This is a genomic window from Neisseria sp. CP9, assembly GCF_047758525.1.
GTDB lineage: Bacteria > Pseudomonadota > Gammaproteobacteria > Burkholderiales > Neisseriaceae > Neisseria.
In genome coordinates, this window is sequence record NZ_CP180502.1 from 1,334,520 (window position 1) to 1,350,652 (window position 16,133).

At 50.5% G+C, this 16,133-nt stretch carries 12 protein-coding genes; 6 read left to right on the top strand and 6 right to left on the bottom strand.

The genetic code is table 11. The features are described from left to right. Positions 1-107: 107 nt before the first annotated feature. The 4 genes from ACMYUL_RS06350 to ACMYUL_RS06365 form a co-directional block, all read right to left on the bottom strand. Complete coding sequence (locus ACMYUL_RS06350) at positions 108-4,316, bottom strand: translocation/assembly module TamB domain-containing protein (RefSeq protein ID WP_415772684.1); 4,209 nt, start codon at positions 4,314-4,316, stop codon at positions 108-110. Between the two features lie 370 nt (positions 4,317-4,686). Continuing rightward, entirely contained in the window at positions 4,687-5,694 is a 1,008-nt protein-coding gene (locus ACMYUL_RS06355; RefSeq protein ID WP_415772686.1) for an IS5 family transposase, read from the bottom strand. A gap of 193 nt (positions 5,695-5,887) precedes the next feature. Further along, entirely contained in the window at positions 5,888-6,382 is a 495-nt protein-coding gene (locus ACMYUL_RS06360; RefSeq protein WP_070514104.1) for a GlcG/HbpS family heme-binding protein, read from the bottom strand. Positions 6,383-6,853: 471 nt separating this feature from the next. Beyond that, entirely contained in the window at positions 6,854-7,339 is a 486-nt protein-coding gene (locus ACMYUL_RS06365; RefSeq protein WP_070514103.1) for a hypothetical protein, read from the bottom strand. A gap of 414 nt (positions 7,340-7,753) precedes the next feature. Between ACMYUL_RS06365 and ACMYUL_RS06370 the strand changes: the two genes are divergently transcribed. Beyond that, positions 7,754-8,722 (top strand): IS110 family transposase, encoded by a 969-nt coding sequence (locus ACMYUL_RS06370; protein ID WP_415772899.1) that lies wholly within the window; start codon positions 7,754-7,756, stop codon positions 8,720-8,722. Between the two features lie 45 nt (positions 8,723-8,767). Here the strand turns inward: ACMYUL_RS06370 and ACMYUL_RS06375 are convergent, their stop codons facing one another. Next, positions 8,768-9,610, bottom strand: a complete 843-nt coding sequence (locus ACMYUL_RS06375) for a mechanosensitive ion channel family protein (RefSeq protein WP_070512902.1) — start codon at positions 9,608-9,610, stop codon at positions 8,768-8,770. A gap of 369 nt (positions 9,611-9,979) precedes the next feature. Here ACMYUL_RS06375 and ACMYUL_RS06380 point away from each other — a divergent pair, with 369 nt between their 5' ends. The 3 genes from ACMYUL_RS06380 to ACMYUL_RS06390 are packed head-to-tail and all read left to right on the top strand — an operon-like array spanning position 9,980 to position 11,996. Further along, positions 9,980-10,687: a hypothetical protein gene (locus ACMYUL_RS06380; protein ID WP_070512906.1), complete on the top strand. Its 708-nt coding sequence runs from the start codon at positions 9,980-9,982 to the stop codon at positions 10,685-10,687. Then, positions 10,684-11,373 carry a nucleotidyl transferase AbiEii/AbiGii toxin family protein gene (locus ACMYUL_RS06385; protein WP_070512910.1) on the top strand — a complete coding sequence of 230 codons (690 nt, stop codon included), beginning with the start codon at positions 10,684-10,686 and terminating at the stop codon, positions 11,371-11,373. The genes ACMYUL_RS06380 and ACMYUL_RS06385 overlap by 4 nt, the downstream gene beginning before the upstream one ends. Further along, positions 11,373-11,996 (top strand): hypothetical protein, encoded by a 624-nt coding sequence (locus ACMYUL_RS06390; protein WP_070512913.1) that lies wholly within the window; start codon positions 11,373-11,375, stop codon positions 11,994-11,996. The genes ACMYUL_RS06385 and ACMYUL_RS06390 overlap by 1 nt, the downstream gene beginning before the upstream one ends. Before the next feature lie 59 nt (positions 11,997-12,055). Here the strand turns inward: ACMYUL_RS06390 and polA are convergent, their stop codons facing one another. Beyond that, entirely contained in the window at positions 12,056-14,845 is a 2,790-nt protein-coding gene (gene polA, locus ACMYUL_RS06395) for a DNA polymerase I (RefSeq protein ID WP_415772690.1), read from the bottom strand. Positions 14,846-15,037: 192 nt separating this feature from the next. On the opposite strand from polA, the gene ACMYUL_RS06400 reads away from it, so the two are divergent. Next, the gene (locus tag ACMYUL_RS06400; RefSeq protein ID WP_415772692.1) at positions 15,038-15,538 is read left to right on the top strand and encodes a hypothetical protein; all 501 of its coding nucleotides are present in this window, start codon (positions 15,038-15,040) and stop codon (positions 15,536-15,538) included. Between the two features lie 26 nt (positions 15,539-15,564). Continuing rightward, a complete protein-coding gene (locus ACMYUL_RS06405) occupies positions 15,565-16,131 on the top strand; it encodes a hypothetical protein (RefSeq protein ID WP_415772693.1) in 567 nt (188 codons plus the stop codon). Positions 16,132-16,133: the final 2 nt, after the last annotated feature.

The following is a 16,133-nucleotide window of genomic DNA, read 5'->3' on the forward strand; positions in this document are numbered from 1 at the left end:
CTGCCTACCTATCCTCTGAAAAAAGGAACAGGATAGCCGCGCATGAAAAAGGTCGTCTGAAAACCCTAAAGTGTGGTTTTCAGACGACCTTTTCCTTTCAGTCGGCGTTATTGCATTTGCGCGGCTTTTTGTTTTTCCGCTTCTTCGATTTTGCGGTCGTCTTCGTAATCCGAACGGAAGAGCCTGTCGAAACGGATGGTGTATTTCAACTCGCCGCCGTATGAACGGCTGCCGACGCGGGCAACGGCTTGGATGGCGCGGGTGAGCTGGTACACGAGCTTGACCGACTGTTCGGCACTGGAAAGACCGTATTCGTAACCTGCGTAGAGGTTGTTGGTGAACTGCTTGCCGACGGTCAGCACTTGTTCGGCGGGGTTGAGTTCGCCGGTTTGGGCGTTGCGGCTGCGTTGGCTGGTGATGCCCAAATCGTCCACCAGTCCGAGCCTGTCGTTGACCTGTCCGGCAAGGAGCGCGCCTGCTGCTGCAGAAAGTGCGGCATTGTCGCCGTCGCTGCCGCTGCTGGCACGGTTGAGGATGAGCCAAGAAAGTTTGTCTTTTTCGCTCATCGCTTCTTTGGCAACGAGGGTCACGCGCGGATTGTTTAGGCTGCCGAGGACTTCGACGCCTGCACCGACGGGGGAAAGACGGCGTTCGGCGCGGATGTTCAAGTTGGGGTTGTTGAGCGGGCCGACGAAAGAAACCGTACCTTTAGTGATGTCGAGGTCTTGTCCGTAGGCTTTGTAACGGCCTTTGACGACTTTCACCGTACCGATGCCTTGGATGGCTTCGCCCGGGCGGGAAGTGATGGTCAGCTTGCCGCCTATGGTGATGTCTGCGCCGTAACCGACGAAACGGATATTGTCGTTGAGGTTGAGCGTGAGGTTGAGGTTGATAGGCGTCACGGCGGCGGTTTGTTTTTTCTCTTCGCCCAACACGACGACATCGTCGTCCAACGAGGGCATGGAGGATTTTTGCGAACCGAACATACCGTAGTCGCTGTTCAACGTACCGTTGAGGAACACGCCTTTTTGCTGGTTGTATTGCACTTTCGCGCTGCCGGAGAGGCGCAGGCGGCGGTTCGGACGGGAAAGGGTGTCGTATTTGTCGAAGACGACATCCACGTCAACGTCAGGGTCGGCGTTGGCAAGGTTGACCGAGCCTTTCAGCTCGAGCGTACCGCCTTTATGGAACTTGAGGCTGTCGATGACCCAGCGCTGTCCCTGCAAATGGGAACGTAAAACGCCGTTGTCGAGGATGAGGCCTTGGGTTTGGTTGCGGTAGTAGAGGTTTTCGCCGTTGAGCGTACCGGAAAGCTGCGGTTCGCCGACGCGTCCGCCAAGGCTGACGGCGGCATTCAGACGACCTTTGACGGTTTGTCCGACGGGCAGGAAGTTGCGGAAGACTTCGAGGTCGGCGACGTTGAGGTTGAGTTTGCCGCTCAAAGGCGCGGTGTCCATGCTGGCGCCTTGTCCGATGTTGACCGTACCTTCGGCTGTGCCGTAGTTGCTGGTGCCGTTCAAGGTGGCTGCGATGGTGGGCGAACCGACGCGCCCGCCTATGGTGGCGGCTGCGTTCAGACGACCTGTAATGCCTTGCGCGGTGGCGGGCAGGAAGGTTTTGATTGCGCCCAAGTCGGGGACGTTGAGGTTGATTTTGCCGCTTATGGGCGCGTTGGCGATTTTGTTGCCGAACTGCTGGCTGATGCCCAGATTGGCGTTGACGCTGCCGAAACGGGTGCTGCCGTCAAGCGTGCTGTCGATGCGGACGTTTTGGAAACGGGTGCGCAGGGAGAGCGCGCTTAAGCCCAAAGGCATCTGTTTTTTCGGGTCTTTGTTCGGCAGGATGATGTCGCCGCTTTGGCGGTTGATGTTGAGGTAGCCGCGGGCATTTTGACTGTACGCCAAATCCCAATCGCCGCCGAGTACCAAGTTGTGTTCGACGGGGATTTTGACGAAGTTTTGCAGCTCGGTGATGTGCAGGCTTTGCGCGCTGCCTTTGCTGGTGATGCCGGCTTTTTTGTCCCAAACGAAGTTTTGCAGGTTGAGGCTGCCGCCCATCGCGCTCCAGCGCGCCGCGCTCATGGAAACACGCTCCGCGCCTGCTTCGAGGTTCATGCGGTTTTGCAGTTTGAGGTTGAACGCGCCGCCGATGTCGAGCGTGTCCACGCTGCCTTTCCACTGATTGAAGTCTTTGTTCAGACCGCCCGCCGCGTTGACTTCGAGTTTGTAAGGTTTGCCGTCCAACGCCATGCTGCTGCTGCCGTATATGCGGTGTTGCGCACCCGTGCCGTTGAGCGACAGGTTGACCGCATCGATGACGGTTGAGCCGCCGGAAAGGGCGATGTGGCTGCCTTTGATGTCGGCGGCAAGCGGACGGTTGATGTCGGGCGTGCCTTTGAGCTTGAAGTCAAGCATACGGATGTTGACGGCATCGCCGACACGCAGTGCGCGCGCTTCGCCGGAAAGGTCGGCTTCGTAGGTTTTCAGCCCGCCTTTGAGGTCGCCTGAAATATAGCCGCGCATGTTGAGCAGCCCGCCCAGTCCGAAACCGAAACGGGAAAGGTCGGGAGCGGTGATGTCGATATTGAGACGGTCGCCTTTTTTGCCGAAGCTGCCGTTAGTTTTAACGATATTGTTGCCCAAACGCAGATCGGTCAGCGCGCGCGGGAGATGTCCGGATTCGTAAACGACGTCGGCTTTGCCGCTGAGGGGGACGTTGTTTAACGTACTCGGCGCAAACTGCATTTTGCCGGCGAATTTTTCTTTCGCCAGTTCGCCCGAGAGGTTGATGGTGCCGTTGACGCTGCCGGCGGGCAGTTTTGAGTCGAGGCGGGAAGGATTGAACGCCTTGCTGGAAACATCGAGCTTGAGCAGGCGGTCTTTGAAAAGCTCGAGCGAACCTTGCGCCGTCAGTTCGCCGCCGTTTTGCGGCGCGACGCGGACGCGGTCGAGTTTGAGGGTGCGTTGACCATGTTGTCTGTCGGTAACAAAGGATAGCAGACCGGAAAGTTGCGCGTTGCTGCTTTCAAGATTCCAGTCCACAGAGGGCGAGGCGGTTTCGCCTTTGACGCCGATAAATCCGTTCCACTGACCGGCAACATTGGTGCGGACGAGGTCGTCTGAAACCAGGTTGTTCACATTAATCTTGAGCGCAAGCGCGTTTTTCACCGTATCGACCGTACCGGCAACATTGAACGAACCTTCCTCCAACAACCCGATTTCAGACTCTTGGACAGTTACCACGCCGTTGTCGTTAATCGTGAAGTCCGCCAAAATATTGCGTACCGGAATGGCTTTGTCATCGGCAAAACCCGCCGCCTTGTTTTCCAAGTCGAGCGAACCGTCCAGCGCGATACCGTGCGTAAACGAAGGCACGACGGTCGCGTCAAACGTCAGGTTTGCCTTAGGCAGCGACGGCAGGAACGCGGTCGGGTTGATGTTGAAACCCTTAATCAGCACCTCGCCGATCATCTTATCCAGCGAAGCGGCAAACGGATGCACCGTCGATTTCGCCGACAAATGCACATTGTCGCCGTCCAGCAGAATTTCAGTCTGCACGTCCTGCAAACTGCCCCACAGACGCGCCTTACCCTCTATCGTCTCGCCTTCCAGCTCGCCCTTCGTCTGAATCGTCGTATTGAGCGCAAACGGCTTCTCCAGCCCGACCACCGCCGAACCCGTCGAATTGCTCCACGGCGTATCGAGGGCTTTCAAATCCAAGCGGTGTTCTTTCTGATCGTAATGGTATGCCGCATTCAGATGGTCGAGATAGACCGTCTGCTTGTCAAAATTTTTGCCCACGCTGAGCCTGCCCGTTTCCAAACGGTCAACGAACACCAACACAGGCAAATCAATACTCTCAGGCAGTCCTTTGGACGGCTTTTTCTCTTTCGGCGGCGTCTGCTTCGGCACGACCGCAATATCGCCCGCCACAATTTCAGTAATGTGCAGGCTGCACTGAAACAGCTCGGACGGCTTCCAATCAAAACGGAACGCACTGATTTTCACATCCGCCCCATCCGTTTCAATCATCCACTTATCGCCGTGAAAACCCTTAACCAGCGTACCTTCCAGCGTTTCCGACGCAATCTTCACGCCAAACCACGACGGAATCTTGTACAAACCGAAACGCAAGCCCGATTCCGTCCCCACCAGCCAAGCAATAACGCCCGCCAGCGCGCACACCAGCACAACCAACGTCAGCAACAGACCCCGCAACCAGCGTCTCTTGCGCTTGGGCGGGGTGGGTTGTGTTTCAGACGGCGTAGGCACACTGTTTGGCGTTTCTTGGGTTTCTTGGACTGCTGTTTCGGACATCTTGACTTTCTTGTATGACTTAACGGCTGCACAGGACTCCGCCGCACCCGACGGAATCGACTTTCCAGACGACCTATATTACCTATATTAAGGACAGGTCGTCTGAAAAAGGATAATCATATCCCATTGCGGCGAATTGTGCTTGGGAAAGACAGCATTTCAGGTTTCAGACGACCCCATATGCCCGAACGTCATGCCCGAAGCGGTAAAATGCCAACAAGAGACCTTTGCAAAAAAGCCCTTCCCCCGACAGCCGAAACCCAAACACAGGTTTTCGTCTATTTCCGCCCCCCCAAATCACTCCTAATTTTACCCAAATATCCCCTTAATCCTCCCCGGATACCCGATAATCAGGCATCCAGGCCGCCTTTTAGGCAGCAACAGGCACACTTAGCCTGTTAGCCGCTTTCAACAGGTTCAAACACATCGCCTTCAGATGGCTTTGCGCACTCACTTTGAGCAGACCAAAATAGGCTGCCCGCGCATAACGGAATTTACGGTGCAGCGTACCGAAGCTTTGTTCCACCACATAACGGGTCTTCGACAAATACCGGTTACGTTTGGTTTGCGCTTCCGTCAGCGGACGGTTGCGGTGGGCTTTGCGCATAATGCCGTCCAACAACTGGTGTTCTTTCAGATGTTGCCGGTTTTCCTTACTGTCATAGCCTTTATCGGCATAGACGGTTGTGTCTTTGGCTATTCCTTCCAGCAAAGGCAACAGGTGGTTGCACTCATGGGTATTGGCGGGGGTAATGTGCAGTTTCTCGATATAGCCTTCCCCATCGGTACGGGTATGTTGTTTGTAACCGAGTCTGTAGAGACCGTTTTTCTTTGTCCAACGGGCATCTTTGTCCTTACTCGGTGTGGTTTGGCCGCTGACTTGTCCTTCTTCATCGACTTCTATAGCCTGAAGCTGTTTACCGCCGGCGGTTTGAATAATGGTGGCGTCAATGACGGCGGCGGATGCCTTCTCTACTTTTAGGTTTTTTTCGGTCAGTTGTCGGTTAATCAGTTCCAGCAATTCGGACAGGGTGTCGTCTTGCGCCAGCCAGTTGCGGTAGCGGCACAAGGTGCTGTAATCGGGGATGCTCAGTTCGTCAAAACGGCAAAACAGGTTGAAGTCGATGCGGGTGATGAGGCTGTGTTCGAGTTCGGGATCGGAAAGGCTGTGCCATTGTCCGAGCAGGACGGCTTTGAACATGGACAACAGGGGATAGGCGGGACGGCCGCGGTGGTCTCTAAGGTAACGGGTTCTTTGACGATTCAGGTATTGTTCGATCGGCTGCCAATCAATCACCTGATCCAACTTCAATAGCGGGAAGCGGTCGATGTGTTTGGCAATCATGGCTTGTGCGGTTTGCCGGAAGAAGGTGCTCATGGAAAATCCCCTAAATGTCTTGATGGGAATTTAGGGGATTTTGGGGAATTTTGCAAAGGTCTCAACAAATGTAAAAAGGTCGTCTGAAAAGACTGCGGCAGTTAAACCCACATTTTCAGACGACCTCTGCGTATTTCAGCAACCCAACACAAATCAATGAAAAGAAATGCGTCAAGTTGCCTCAAGCTGCGGCTTACCTTCCCGTCAATACCGCCGCACCTGCTTTCGCGACGCTTTCGTCTTCATCGACCGAGCCGCCGCTCACGCCGACGCTGCCGACGATAACGCCGTTTTTATCCACCAGCAGCACACCGCCGGCAAAAATCACCAAACCGTCGTTGGTCACCTCAATACCGTAAAGCTCACCGCCCGGCTGCGAAGCCTTGCCCAAATCGCGGGTGGACATATTGAAATAGCGCGCCGTTTTCGCCTTTTTCTGCGCAATATCAATGCTGCCGATAAACGCGTCGTCCATACGCGCAAACGCCTTCAAATTACCGCCCGCGTCCATGACCGCGATATTCATCGGCACCTTGATTTCACGTGCCTTTTTCATCGAAGCCTGCACCACCGCCTGCGCCTGAGCCGTCGTCAAATCGCCCGGCAGCGTTTTGGTCAAACCCGCCGAAAACGCCGGCGCACCCAATGCCAAAGTACACAACAATGCAACTGATTTTATGCCGCGCATAACTGTCTCCTTGTATTGAATCAATGAAAGGTACTGCACTTTTGATTGTATGCCTGTCGGCGGGAAGAATAAAGGTCGTCTGAAAACCTGATTTTCAAGTTTTCAGACGACCTCGGATGGGTTAGGGTTTGGTAGTTTCAGTAGCAACTGTATTTTTGACCCCGTCAGGCAAAAATACCAAAACTCAAATCAAACCGTTCGGATACCGTTTTCGGCAAAGTAATCATTCAATATCGTCAGCAGTCGGTATACATTGTAGCGTGGGCTTTGCCCACGATAATGTTGGGTAAAAGAGGTCGTCTGAAATTTTGAGTTTGATTCGTGGGCAAAGACCACGCTACGGGTTTCTATTCTCTCCTGCTACGGTTTTTGCCGTAGGTCGGATTCTCGAATCCGACGGCTATTTGAGATGGCAGCGGCTGTTGTCGGATACAAGCCTCCAACCTGCGACCGGCTACGGTTTGCCCAGCATTATTTGCAACGCATCAGCGTACGCGTCCGCCAAACTTTTTTGCCTGAGCCGTCCGTCGAGTAATCACGGAATCTTTGCATCAGCACGCCTCGGTTTAACGAAAACTCAAAATTATCGTTATAAATCTGCGTACCTTGCTCCGGCTCCTCTTCCCGAACGCGTGCCGTACCTGCAATTTTATCGGGTGAATAAATTCGATAATTCAGTTTCGTATATTTCGCACCCCATTCCCAACCATTTAATTCAATTGATTTTTTACCTATTTCAATATAAAAGCCGCTATCTTCCGACACATCGACATTATCTATAGCAGCGTTTTCATCATAACCCATGGCACATAAAGCCCTTATATGTTTGGGAGATACCTTCCCTTCATAATGCCCGGCCCATTTGCCTTGAAACGCTTGCGGAATATCTTGGGCAGCGGCTTGGAATCCAAGAAGGAGCAAACCGGCGGTCAGAACAGATTTTAAAGTGAGCGACATTATTTTTGACCTTTCAAGAAAAAGTGTTCAAATCAATATGAATAATACAGGAAACGGAAAGAATATAAAAAGGTCGTCTGAAAACATTTAGAAGGTTTTCAGACGACCTTGGATGGATTTTGGGTTTCAAGCACCGCGTGCGTGCGTACCGCACACACCCTACACCTGATGCCCAGTTTCAGTAGGTCGGATTCTCGAATCCGACGGCTATTTGAGATGGCAGCGGCTTTTGTCGGATACAAGTATCCGACCTTGTATATCGGAACTCCCGTATCATAGCAACAAACCGCCCGGCCGCCGCCCGCATCCGACCAAGGCAAACAACCGTTGCGTAGCTCAGGGAGCGGCCGGGCAACCCATCGACACAACCGGACAGTTGCCAGACAACACAACCGAATGCAAGGCAGGTTTATGATGAGTACCCAATACAATTACGCAGGCATCGACATCGCCAAACGAAACTTCGTCATCGCCGTTTCGTCTTTGTCTAAAACCAAAACCGAAACCAACAACCCAAAAGGTATCGCCCATACCGTCGAATACCTTAAAAAACACAACGTCGCCCTCGTCGTGATGGAAAGCACCGGCGGTCTCGAAATCCCCGCTGCCAAAGCCATCCACCGCGCAGGTATGGCCGTGGTTATCGCCAACCCGCGTCAGACGCATCAGTTTGCCCAATCGCAGTCGCTGACCAAAACCGATGCCAAAGATGCCCAAATGCTCGCCTTCTTCGCACAGATGATGACGCAGAAAGAAGGTTGGCAAACCATGCTCTACCAACCGCCCACCGAAGCGGAGGAAGTGTTGGAAGCATTGGTCAACCGCCGCAACCAACTGGTGGATATGCGGACTGCCGAGAAAAACCGTCTGCATCAGGTTCATGAAACGCAAGTCGAAAGCGTCAAACAACTGATTGCCCATTTTGACAGGTTGATTGACGAATTGGACAAACAAATCGACGACCACACCCACACGCATTTTGACGGCAAAGCCAAAGTGGCGGAACAAATCAAAGGCATCGGTTCGATAACGACGGCTACGCTGATGGCGATGCTGCCCGAATTGGGGCGGCTGAGCCACAAACGGCTGGCGAGTTTGGTCGGCATTGCCCCGCACCCGAGGGAGAGCGGGGAAACCAAATTCAAAAGCCGCTGCTTCGGCGGAAGGTCTGCGGTGCGTAAGGCGCTGTATATGGCTACCATGGTAGCGACACGTTTTGAACCGCTTATTCGGGATTTCTACCAGCGCCTGCTGTCCAAGGGTAAGCCATATAAGGTTGCCGTTACGGCATGTATGCGCAAACTGCTGACGGTATTGAATGCCCGGATGCGTGATTACTTTGCCGAAAACGGTATCACCGAAAACAGCATCCGAACGGCTTGATTTGAGTTTTGGTATTTTTGCCCGACGGGGTGAAAAATACAGTTGCTACTGCTGCTGGATGATATGCACGTCTCGCTGCGGGAAAGGAATATTGATATTGGCAGCACGCAGGTTTTCCACTACCTGCTCGTTCAGCCCGAAGCGGAACGCGCCCAAATCGGCTTCGTTCGTCCACGCCCAAAGCGTGATTTCGATGGCACTGTCGGCCAAGTTGGTAATATATGTTACTGCCTCTTTGCCTTGGGTCTGTACGCACAAAGGATGTTCGGTGGCGGCTTTCAAGACGGCGGCTTTGGCGGCTTTCAAATCACAGGCGTAATCCACACCGACCACCACCTGCACGCGGCACAGCGGCATGGAAGAACGATTCACGATACAGTTGCTCATGACAACGCTGTTGGGCAGGATGACTTCTTCGTTATCCGGCGTACTCAGCGCGGTCTGCACCATTTTAATTTCGCTAACAAAGCCTTCGAAGCCGTTGACCTTGATGTAGTCGCCGACTTTAAACGGGCGGAACAGGATAATCAGCGCGCCGGCGGCAAAGTTCGACAGTTGGTCTTTCAGCGACAAAGCCACCGCCAAACCCGCGCCGCCGATTAAGGCGGTAACCGACGTGGTCGGGATGCCCAGTTTGCCCAGCGCGGCAATGATGATCAGGATTAACAGGCCGACATTAGCCACATTGCCAAGGAAGCTGACGAGCGTTCTGTCCACTTTGGCGCGGGTTAGCGCAGCTTTCATCAAAATAACAAGGCGGGCGGCAATCCATCTGCCGACAAAGAAAATCGCCAGCGCGGCAACGAGGTTGGTACCGAATGCCATGCCGGTTTCAGCAAGACGTTCCCAGCCCGCGAATGAAGAGAGGTTTTCAAGATCGAAATTCATGATTTTTATTTCTGGTTAAAGGATGGTTGGAAATCTGGATATTATTCGGTTTGCAGCAAGCCTGTCTATTTTTTCAGACGACCTTGGATGGGTTGGTTTTTGGGTTTTAACAACCGCGTGCGTGTTGTTGAGATACATACACAGTTCTAGTTTAATAGTTCTAACCTTGAGATAGCGCAGCTATAAACGAAATAGGAAAGTATATCAATAGGCTTTGGTGGATTCTGAAATTCAATCATTAAATTATAAAATATATTTATACACAAAGTTATCAACAGGCTTGCTCAAGAATTTTTTGAAATCCTTCCTAATTCCTAGGAAAAAAAATATTTTTATTTTATAATTTGAAAAAATCAAGGAGTTTTTATCATGAAAAGTCAAGATATTCTGCTACTATTAAAAATCTTTAGTCTTTCCTACTACGAAAAAATTGATCTTACCAATAAGAAAATGGCGAAGTCGGAATTTCTTACCGAGCAGCAAAGGAAACAATATTATTTAAATATTATTTATAAAAATAAAGAGTCGAAATACAACAACTATTACTTGAATAAGTATTATGGAGAAATTGAAAATTTCTATTCTAGAATAGATTTTAATAGCCTTTTAAACGAGAATAAATATTCGCTTTTGGCATTGGAAAAAAGTACAGGCATCAGCAAATCTCAAATCAGTCTCTCGTTAAAACGATGTATTGATTTAAAATTGCTACTAATTCGAGATAAAATACCCTATGTAAATACTCAGGATCTCCTGAATGTTGTAATCCCCGCATTGAGATTTTTTTTCCCTATAAAAAAAATAGGTAATGTTAGAGGAATACCTATTTCATATTCATCACCTTTTTTGTATGAGAACATCATATCAGGCAAAAAACTTCCGATGGTATGGGAAGATGCTAATGGTACGGTAGTAGGGGATGCTATTGAGCCACTATATAAAACAGTTCCATATGCTGCAGTAAAAGACCCTCTGCTATATGAATTATTAGTGCTGGTAGATTCAATTAGGCTCAATGCACCTAGGGAAAAGCAAGTAGCATTTGAGCAATTAAAAGATATTTTTATGGGAAAATGATGAATACGGCAAGTAAATTGCATTTTGATATGCTGAAAAAAGTAGTATCGAAGTTAACACCTTCATTAAGAGAAAAAATTGTTTTTGTAGGAGGCTGTACAACTTGTTTATTTGTAGATGATGTAAGTCAAGAAGATATTCGCAGTACAGAAGACGTAGACTTGATTATTTCTGTATTAACACATGGTGAATACAGACATTTTCAAGAAGAATTAAAAAGTTGCGGATTTAAAGAGCTTGGCTTAGAAGATGAGGAAGGGCCAATATGCAGAATGAAATTAGAGAATATCTTAATAGATCTAATGCCAACAAACGCTATTTTAGGTTTTGAAAATAAATGGTATCCAATAGCTTTTGAAACAGCTGAAAATTATCAATTAGATGACTTTATAATTAAATTAATTCACCCAATTTATTTTTTAGCAACCAAATTTGAAGCTTACAACAATCGAGGTAATGGAGACATTCTTGAAAGTAAAGATATTGAGGATATTTTGATTGTAATAAATGGACGACCCCAGATTTATGAAGAACTTTTTGAGTTTAAATCTAAATTTAAAGATAATAAGGTAATAGAATTTATTCAAGAGCAACTTAAGATATTAAAGAATGAAGCTTTCTTTTTATATAAACTAGACGAATACTCACGTGTAGAAGATAAGATTATCAAGATATTGGAATTATAATGAAAGTGATTTGGAGAAGTTGTCAGGGGAAAGATAGGAAATATAATAGCGATTATGGTGTTTTTTGCAATTATTCCAATTGCTATGTTTTTATAATTGGAGATGCAAAAGAAGAAATTGAATCCCAAAATTTTATTAAATATATTTTGGAATTCATTGCAAAAAAAATAAATTCAGAAAATCGAAATATTTTAGGCATATTAAAACATGCTAAGGAGTCATACGTTAAAGCAGTAGGAATACCAAACAAATTGCCAAATCAAATAGCATCTTTACATATATTGATAGTTGATAAGGGAAATTTCCAAACACAAAGTTTTAATCTTGGTGATTGTAGATTTGGTTGTAAAACAAATAACGAATGGAAATGGTTGACGGAACCGCATGTTATATCTGGATTGGAACACTATGTAACCCAATCATTTCGTACAAAGAAGTCAATTGGAGAAATTTGTAAACAAGAATTTATTTTAGACAAAACGAAAAGTTATTGTTTAGGAAGCGATGGATATTGGAAAGAAAATATGAATCAGTCTGATGACCATAGTCAATTATTAATATTAGAACTAGATATTGAGACACTAGAGACTAGTGATACAACAATAAATTTTAGTATATTTTGAATTATATCTTGAATGAAATGTCGTCTGAAATTTTCAGGCGGCATTTCATTCATACCATCTCAATGCGCCTCTTCCCAATTCATTCCCACACCAACCTCAGCCACCAGCGGCACTTTCAACATCCCTTCATCCACTTTCGCCATAATCTGCGGCAGTTTTTCTTTGACCAAATCCAGTTCGGCTTCGGGTACTTCCAACACCAGTTCGTCATGCACCTGCATAATCAGCTTGCTTTGCAAGAGGTCGTCTGAAAGCCAGAGGGATACGTCTATCATGGCGCGTTTGATGAGGTCGGAGGCGGTGCCTTGCATGGGGGCGTTGATGGCGGCGCGTTCGGCTCCGGCGCGGGCGTTGGCGTTTTTGTTATGGATGTCGGGCAGGTAGAGGCGGCGGCCGAACAGGGTTTCGACGTAGCCTTGGGCGGCGGCTTGTTCTTTGGTGCGCTGCATGTATTCGGCGACGCCGGGGTAGCGGGCGAAGTAGCGGTCGATGAAGGTTTTGGCGGACAGGTTGTCTATGCCCAGCGATTTGGCGAGTCCGTATTGTCCCATGCCGTAAATGAGACCGAAGTTGATGGTTTTGGCATAGCGGCGTTGCTCGGACGAGACGTTTTCGGGAGCGATACCGAATACTTCGGCGGCGGTGCGGCGGTGTACGTCTTCGCCGTTTTGGAACGCGGCGATGAGGGTTTTGTCGCCTGAGAGGTGCGCCATGATGCGCAGCTCGATTTGGGAATAGTCGGCGGAAACGATGACGCTGCCTTGCGGTGCGGTAAAGGCGCGGCGCACGCGTCGGCCTTCGGCGGTGCGGATGGGGATGTTTTGCAGGTTGGGGTTGTTGCTGGCGAGGCGGCCGGTGATGGCGACGGCTTGGGCGTAGGTGGTGTGCACGCGGCCGTCTTTGGGCGAAATCATTTCGGGCAATTTGTCGGTGTAGGTGGATTTGAGTTTCGCCAGGCTGCGGTTTTGCAGGATGATTTTGGGCAGGGGGTAGTCGGGCGCGAGCTGTTCGAGCACGGCTTCGTTGGTGGAAATGCTGCCTTTGGCGGTTTTTTTCAGGCCTTTGGTGGGGATGCCCATTTTGTCGAACAGGATTTCTTGAAGCTGTTTGGGCGAGTTGAGGTTGAACGGCTGTCCTGCGGCGGCATAGGCTTCTTGTTCGAGCTTCATCAGCTCGGCGCCGAGCTCTGCGCTTTGACGGGCGAGTTCGGCGCGGTCGATTTGCACGCCGTTGCGTTCCATTTCAAACAACACCTGCGCGACGGGCAGCTCCATTTTTTCATACATTTCAAGCTGCTTGGTGTCCATCTGCGCGCGCAGGTGCGCTTCGAGGCGCAGGGCGAAATCTGCGTCTTGGGCGGCGTATTCGGTCGCCTGCTCAATGGCGACGTCGGCAAAACCGATTTGCTTCGCGCCTTTGCCACACAGCGATTCGTAGGTAATGGTTTCCAAGCCCAGCCAGCGTTCGGACAATTCGTCCAAGCCGTGTCCGAGATGGCTCTCGATGATGTAGGAAGCGAGCATGGCGTCGCCGGCAATGCCGTTCAGGGCGATGCCGTAGTTGGCGAAAACGTGTTGGTCGTATTTGAGGTTTTGCCCGATTTTTTTCAGGGCGGGGTTTTCCAAATGCGGTTTCAGACGGCCTAATACGTCTTGCAAGTCAAGCTGTTCGGGCGCGGCAGTCAGGCTGTGTCCTACGGGAATGTAAACCGCTTCGCCTGCTTGGAACGCGATACTGATGCCGACCAGCGAGGCGTTCATCGCGTCTAGGGACGTGGTTTCCGTATCGATGCCGATTTTTTCCGCTTGCGACAGTTTGTCCAACAAGGCGGCAAACTGCGCTTCAGTAGTAACGGCTTGATAATCCAGCTTTTCGGGGGCTGGGGCATGTTCTATGATTTTTTCAGACGACGTTTCCATGTCCAACGCCGCCTGTTCGCCTATCGTATCGCTGCCAAACAAATCGCCGTCCGCCGCTTCGTGCATACGGCTTTCCGCTTCTTTCAACCAAGTGCGGAAGCCCCAGCGTTTGAAATCGACCGCAAGCTGCGACCATTTCGGCGAAGTGCGGCGCAGGCTTTCGAGGCCGTCTGAAAGCTCGGTGTGCAAGTCCACATCGGTTTTAATCGTCACCAAATCATACGACAGCGGCAGTTGGGGCAGCGCAGCTTGCAGGTTTTCGCCGACCTTGCCCTTGATTTCCGCAGCGTGTTCCATCACACCAGCCAGCGAGCCGTAGGCTTCCAGCCACTTCACCGCCGTTTTCGGGCCGCACTTCTCCACGCCCGGCACGTTGTCCACCTTGTCGCCCATCAGCGCGAGATAATCGCGGATTTGGTCGGGGCGCACGCCGAATTTTTCCTTCACGCCTTCAATGTCCAGCGTTTCGCCGCTCATCGTGTTCACCAGCGTCACGCGCTCGTTCACCAACTGCGCCATGTCCTTATCGCCGGTGGACACCACCACATTCCAACCCGCTTCGCCAGCCATCGCCGCCAGCGTGCCGATAACGTCGTCCGCTTCGACTTGCGGAATGACCAACACCGGCCAGCCCATCAACCGCACCAAATCCGGCAAGGCTTCCGCCTGCGGGCGCAAATCGTCCGGCATCGGCGGGCGCGTCGCCTTGTAGTCGGGGAACATCTCGTGGCGGAAATTCTTACCTTTCGCATCAAACACCACCGCGCAATAATCGTGCACATAATCCGCCCGCAGCCGGCGCAGCATGTTCAACACACCGTAAAGCGCACCCGTCGGCGCACCGTCAGACGCGGTCAACTGCGCCATCGCGTGATACGCGCGGTAGAGATAAGAAGAGCCGTCAACGAGGAGAAGGGTGGGTTTGGACATGGTGAACCTGCTTGAAATAAGTGAAAAATAGATGGATGGATTATAAAGGAAAAGCTCGGTTCTCCCTATGTATCTGCAAACGTGTTTCAGCGTGCCCTAAGGTTTACATAAATAAACCATTTCAAATATTGCGCCTTGTCATCTCATCTTGTATATTCGTATACAAATGAATACAAATCAAATCAAACGAATATGAATGCGACAAACCGTATCCCCGTTAGCGTGAGAATTACTCAGGAAGATGCTGATTTTATTGCTGAATTAAAAATCGAAGGAGCGAATACGCCGTCTGAAAAAATCCGCGAGCTGCTCAAGCAGGCGCGTTTGGCGCATACGCAGACGCGCGATTACGGTTCCGCGCTGACGGCGCAGGAGCAGTTTTTCCAAGCGGCGAAACATGATGTATTGCACGCGGAAAAGCAGGCAGGGGTGCATTCGCATATCGTGGCGCGTTTGTTTGAGCAGTTGCCCGACTTGGGCGCGACGCTCGCCGCCGATCTACCCGAAGAAGCCGACCTCGACAGTTTGAAAAAATACGAACGCGAACTGATGTGGCGCATCGTCCGCCTGACCGACAGCATCTTGCAGCTCGCCGTAACCGGCAAAGGCGCGGCATACGACGATACCGTGCTGCAACAGCTTGAAAACACTTTGAAACTGGCGAAGATTGTGCAGCAGGCAGGCAAGGTTTGAGGCGTGAAGGAAAGGCTGAATGAAAAATGGAGTACGGCAGCGAGAAAAGTGGGCGCATGATACCCAAAATAAGCAAAACAGATTTGATTGCCGCCGTGATAATGCTCAGTGTACCACTGGTTTTAGTGGGCAGTACGATGGCACTAAGTCTGTTCCAGCCTGTACGTGAAGAAGCTGTGCGCCTAAGTGGCGATATTCAATATATTCCACCCAAACGCCCTCCCTTTGCCGCACTGGAGTATGGTGGGAAGCATTATTCCGTGAATACCGCTCGGTTTGTTGACGGGCAAGGACTCAAGTTTTTCGATAACCACCGTCCGGAAAAAATCATCAGCATTGAAGGCTTCCGCTTCTATACGCCGTTAAGCTATCGAGACACGCCACAGGGTTTGGTGATACAGCAGATGGAATATGTAGAGGATGGTAGACATCAAGTGTTGGTTGTGCCGCCGGAACAATTGGCTGTCGCGTTGAGAGATAAACGGCTTGAGCCTTGGTTTGACCGCTTGGTCTGTTACGGCATGTATCTAGCCGCTTGCGGCAGTTTGTATGCGTTTTATCGAAAAGAAAAATTAAAAGGAAAATCCAAATGAGC

What these genes read in the sequence shown, in the direction of transcription:
- ACMYUL_RS06370 (WP_415772899.1), top strand. Translation starts at nt 7,754, where the DNA reads ATGAGTACCCAATACAATTACGCAGGCATCGACATCGCCAAACGAAAC.
- ACMYUL_RS06390 (WP_070512913.1), top strand. Translation starts at nt 11,373, where the DNA reads ATGAAAGTGATTTGGAGAAGTTGTCAGGGGAAAGATAGGAAATATAAT.
- ACMYUL_RS06355 (WP_415772686.1), bottom strand. Translation starts at nt 5,694, where the DNA reads ATGAGCACCTTCTTCCGGCAAACCGCACAAGCCATGATTGCCAAACAC.
- ACMYUL_RS06350 (WP_415772684.1), bottom strand. Translation starts at nt 4,316, where the DNA reads ATGTCCGAAACAGCAGTCCAAGAAACCCAAGAAACGCCAAACAGTGTG.
- ACMYUL_RS06405 (WP_415772693.1), top strand. Translation starts at nt 15,565, where the DNA reads ATGGAGTACGGCAGCGAGAAAAGTGGGCGCATGATACCCAAAATAAGC.
- ACMYUL_RS06385 (WP_070512910.1), top strand. Translation starts at nt 10,684, where the DNA reads ATGATGAATACGGCAAGTAAATTGCATTTTGATATGCTGAAAAAAGTA.
- ACMYUL_RS06375 (WP_070512902.1), bottom strand. Translation starts at nt 9,610, where the DNA reads ATGAATTTCGATCTTGAAAACCTCTCTTCATTCGCGGGCTGGGAACGT.
- ACMYUL_RS06380 (WP_070512906.1), top strand. Translation starts at nt 9,980, where the DNA reads ATGAAAAGTCAAGATATTCTGCTACTATTAAAAATCTTTAGTCTTTCC.
- ACMYUL_RS06400 (WP_415772692.1), top strand. Translation starts at nt 15,038, where the DNA reads ATGAATGCGACAAACCGTATCCCCGTTAGCGTGAGAATTACTCAGGAA.
- ACMYUL_RS06365 (WP_070514103.1), bottom strand. Translation starts at nt 7,339, where the DNA reads ATGTCGCTCACTTTAAAATCTGTTCTGACCGCCGGTTTGCTCCTTCTT.
- ACMYUL_RS06360 (WP_070514104.1), bottom strand. Translation starts at nt 6,382, where the DNA reads ATGCGCGGCATAAAATCAGTTGCATTGTTGTGTACTTTGGCATTGGGT.
- polA (WP_415772690.1), bottom strand. Translation starts at nt 14,845, where the DNA reads ATGTCCAAACCCACCCTTCTCCTCGTTGACGGCTCTTCTTATCTCTAC.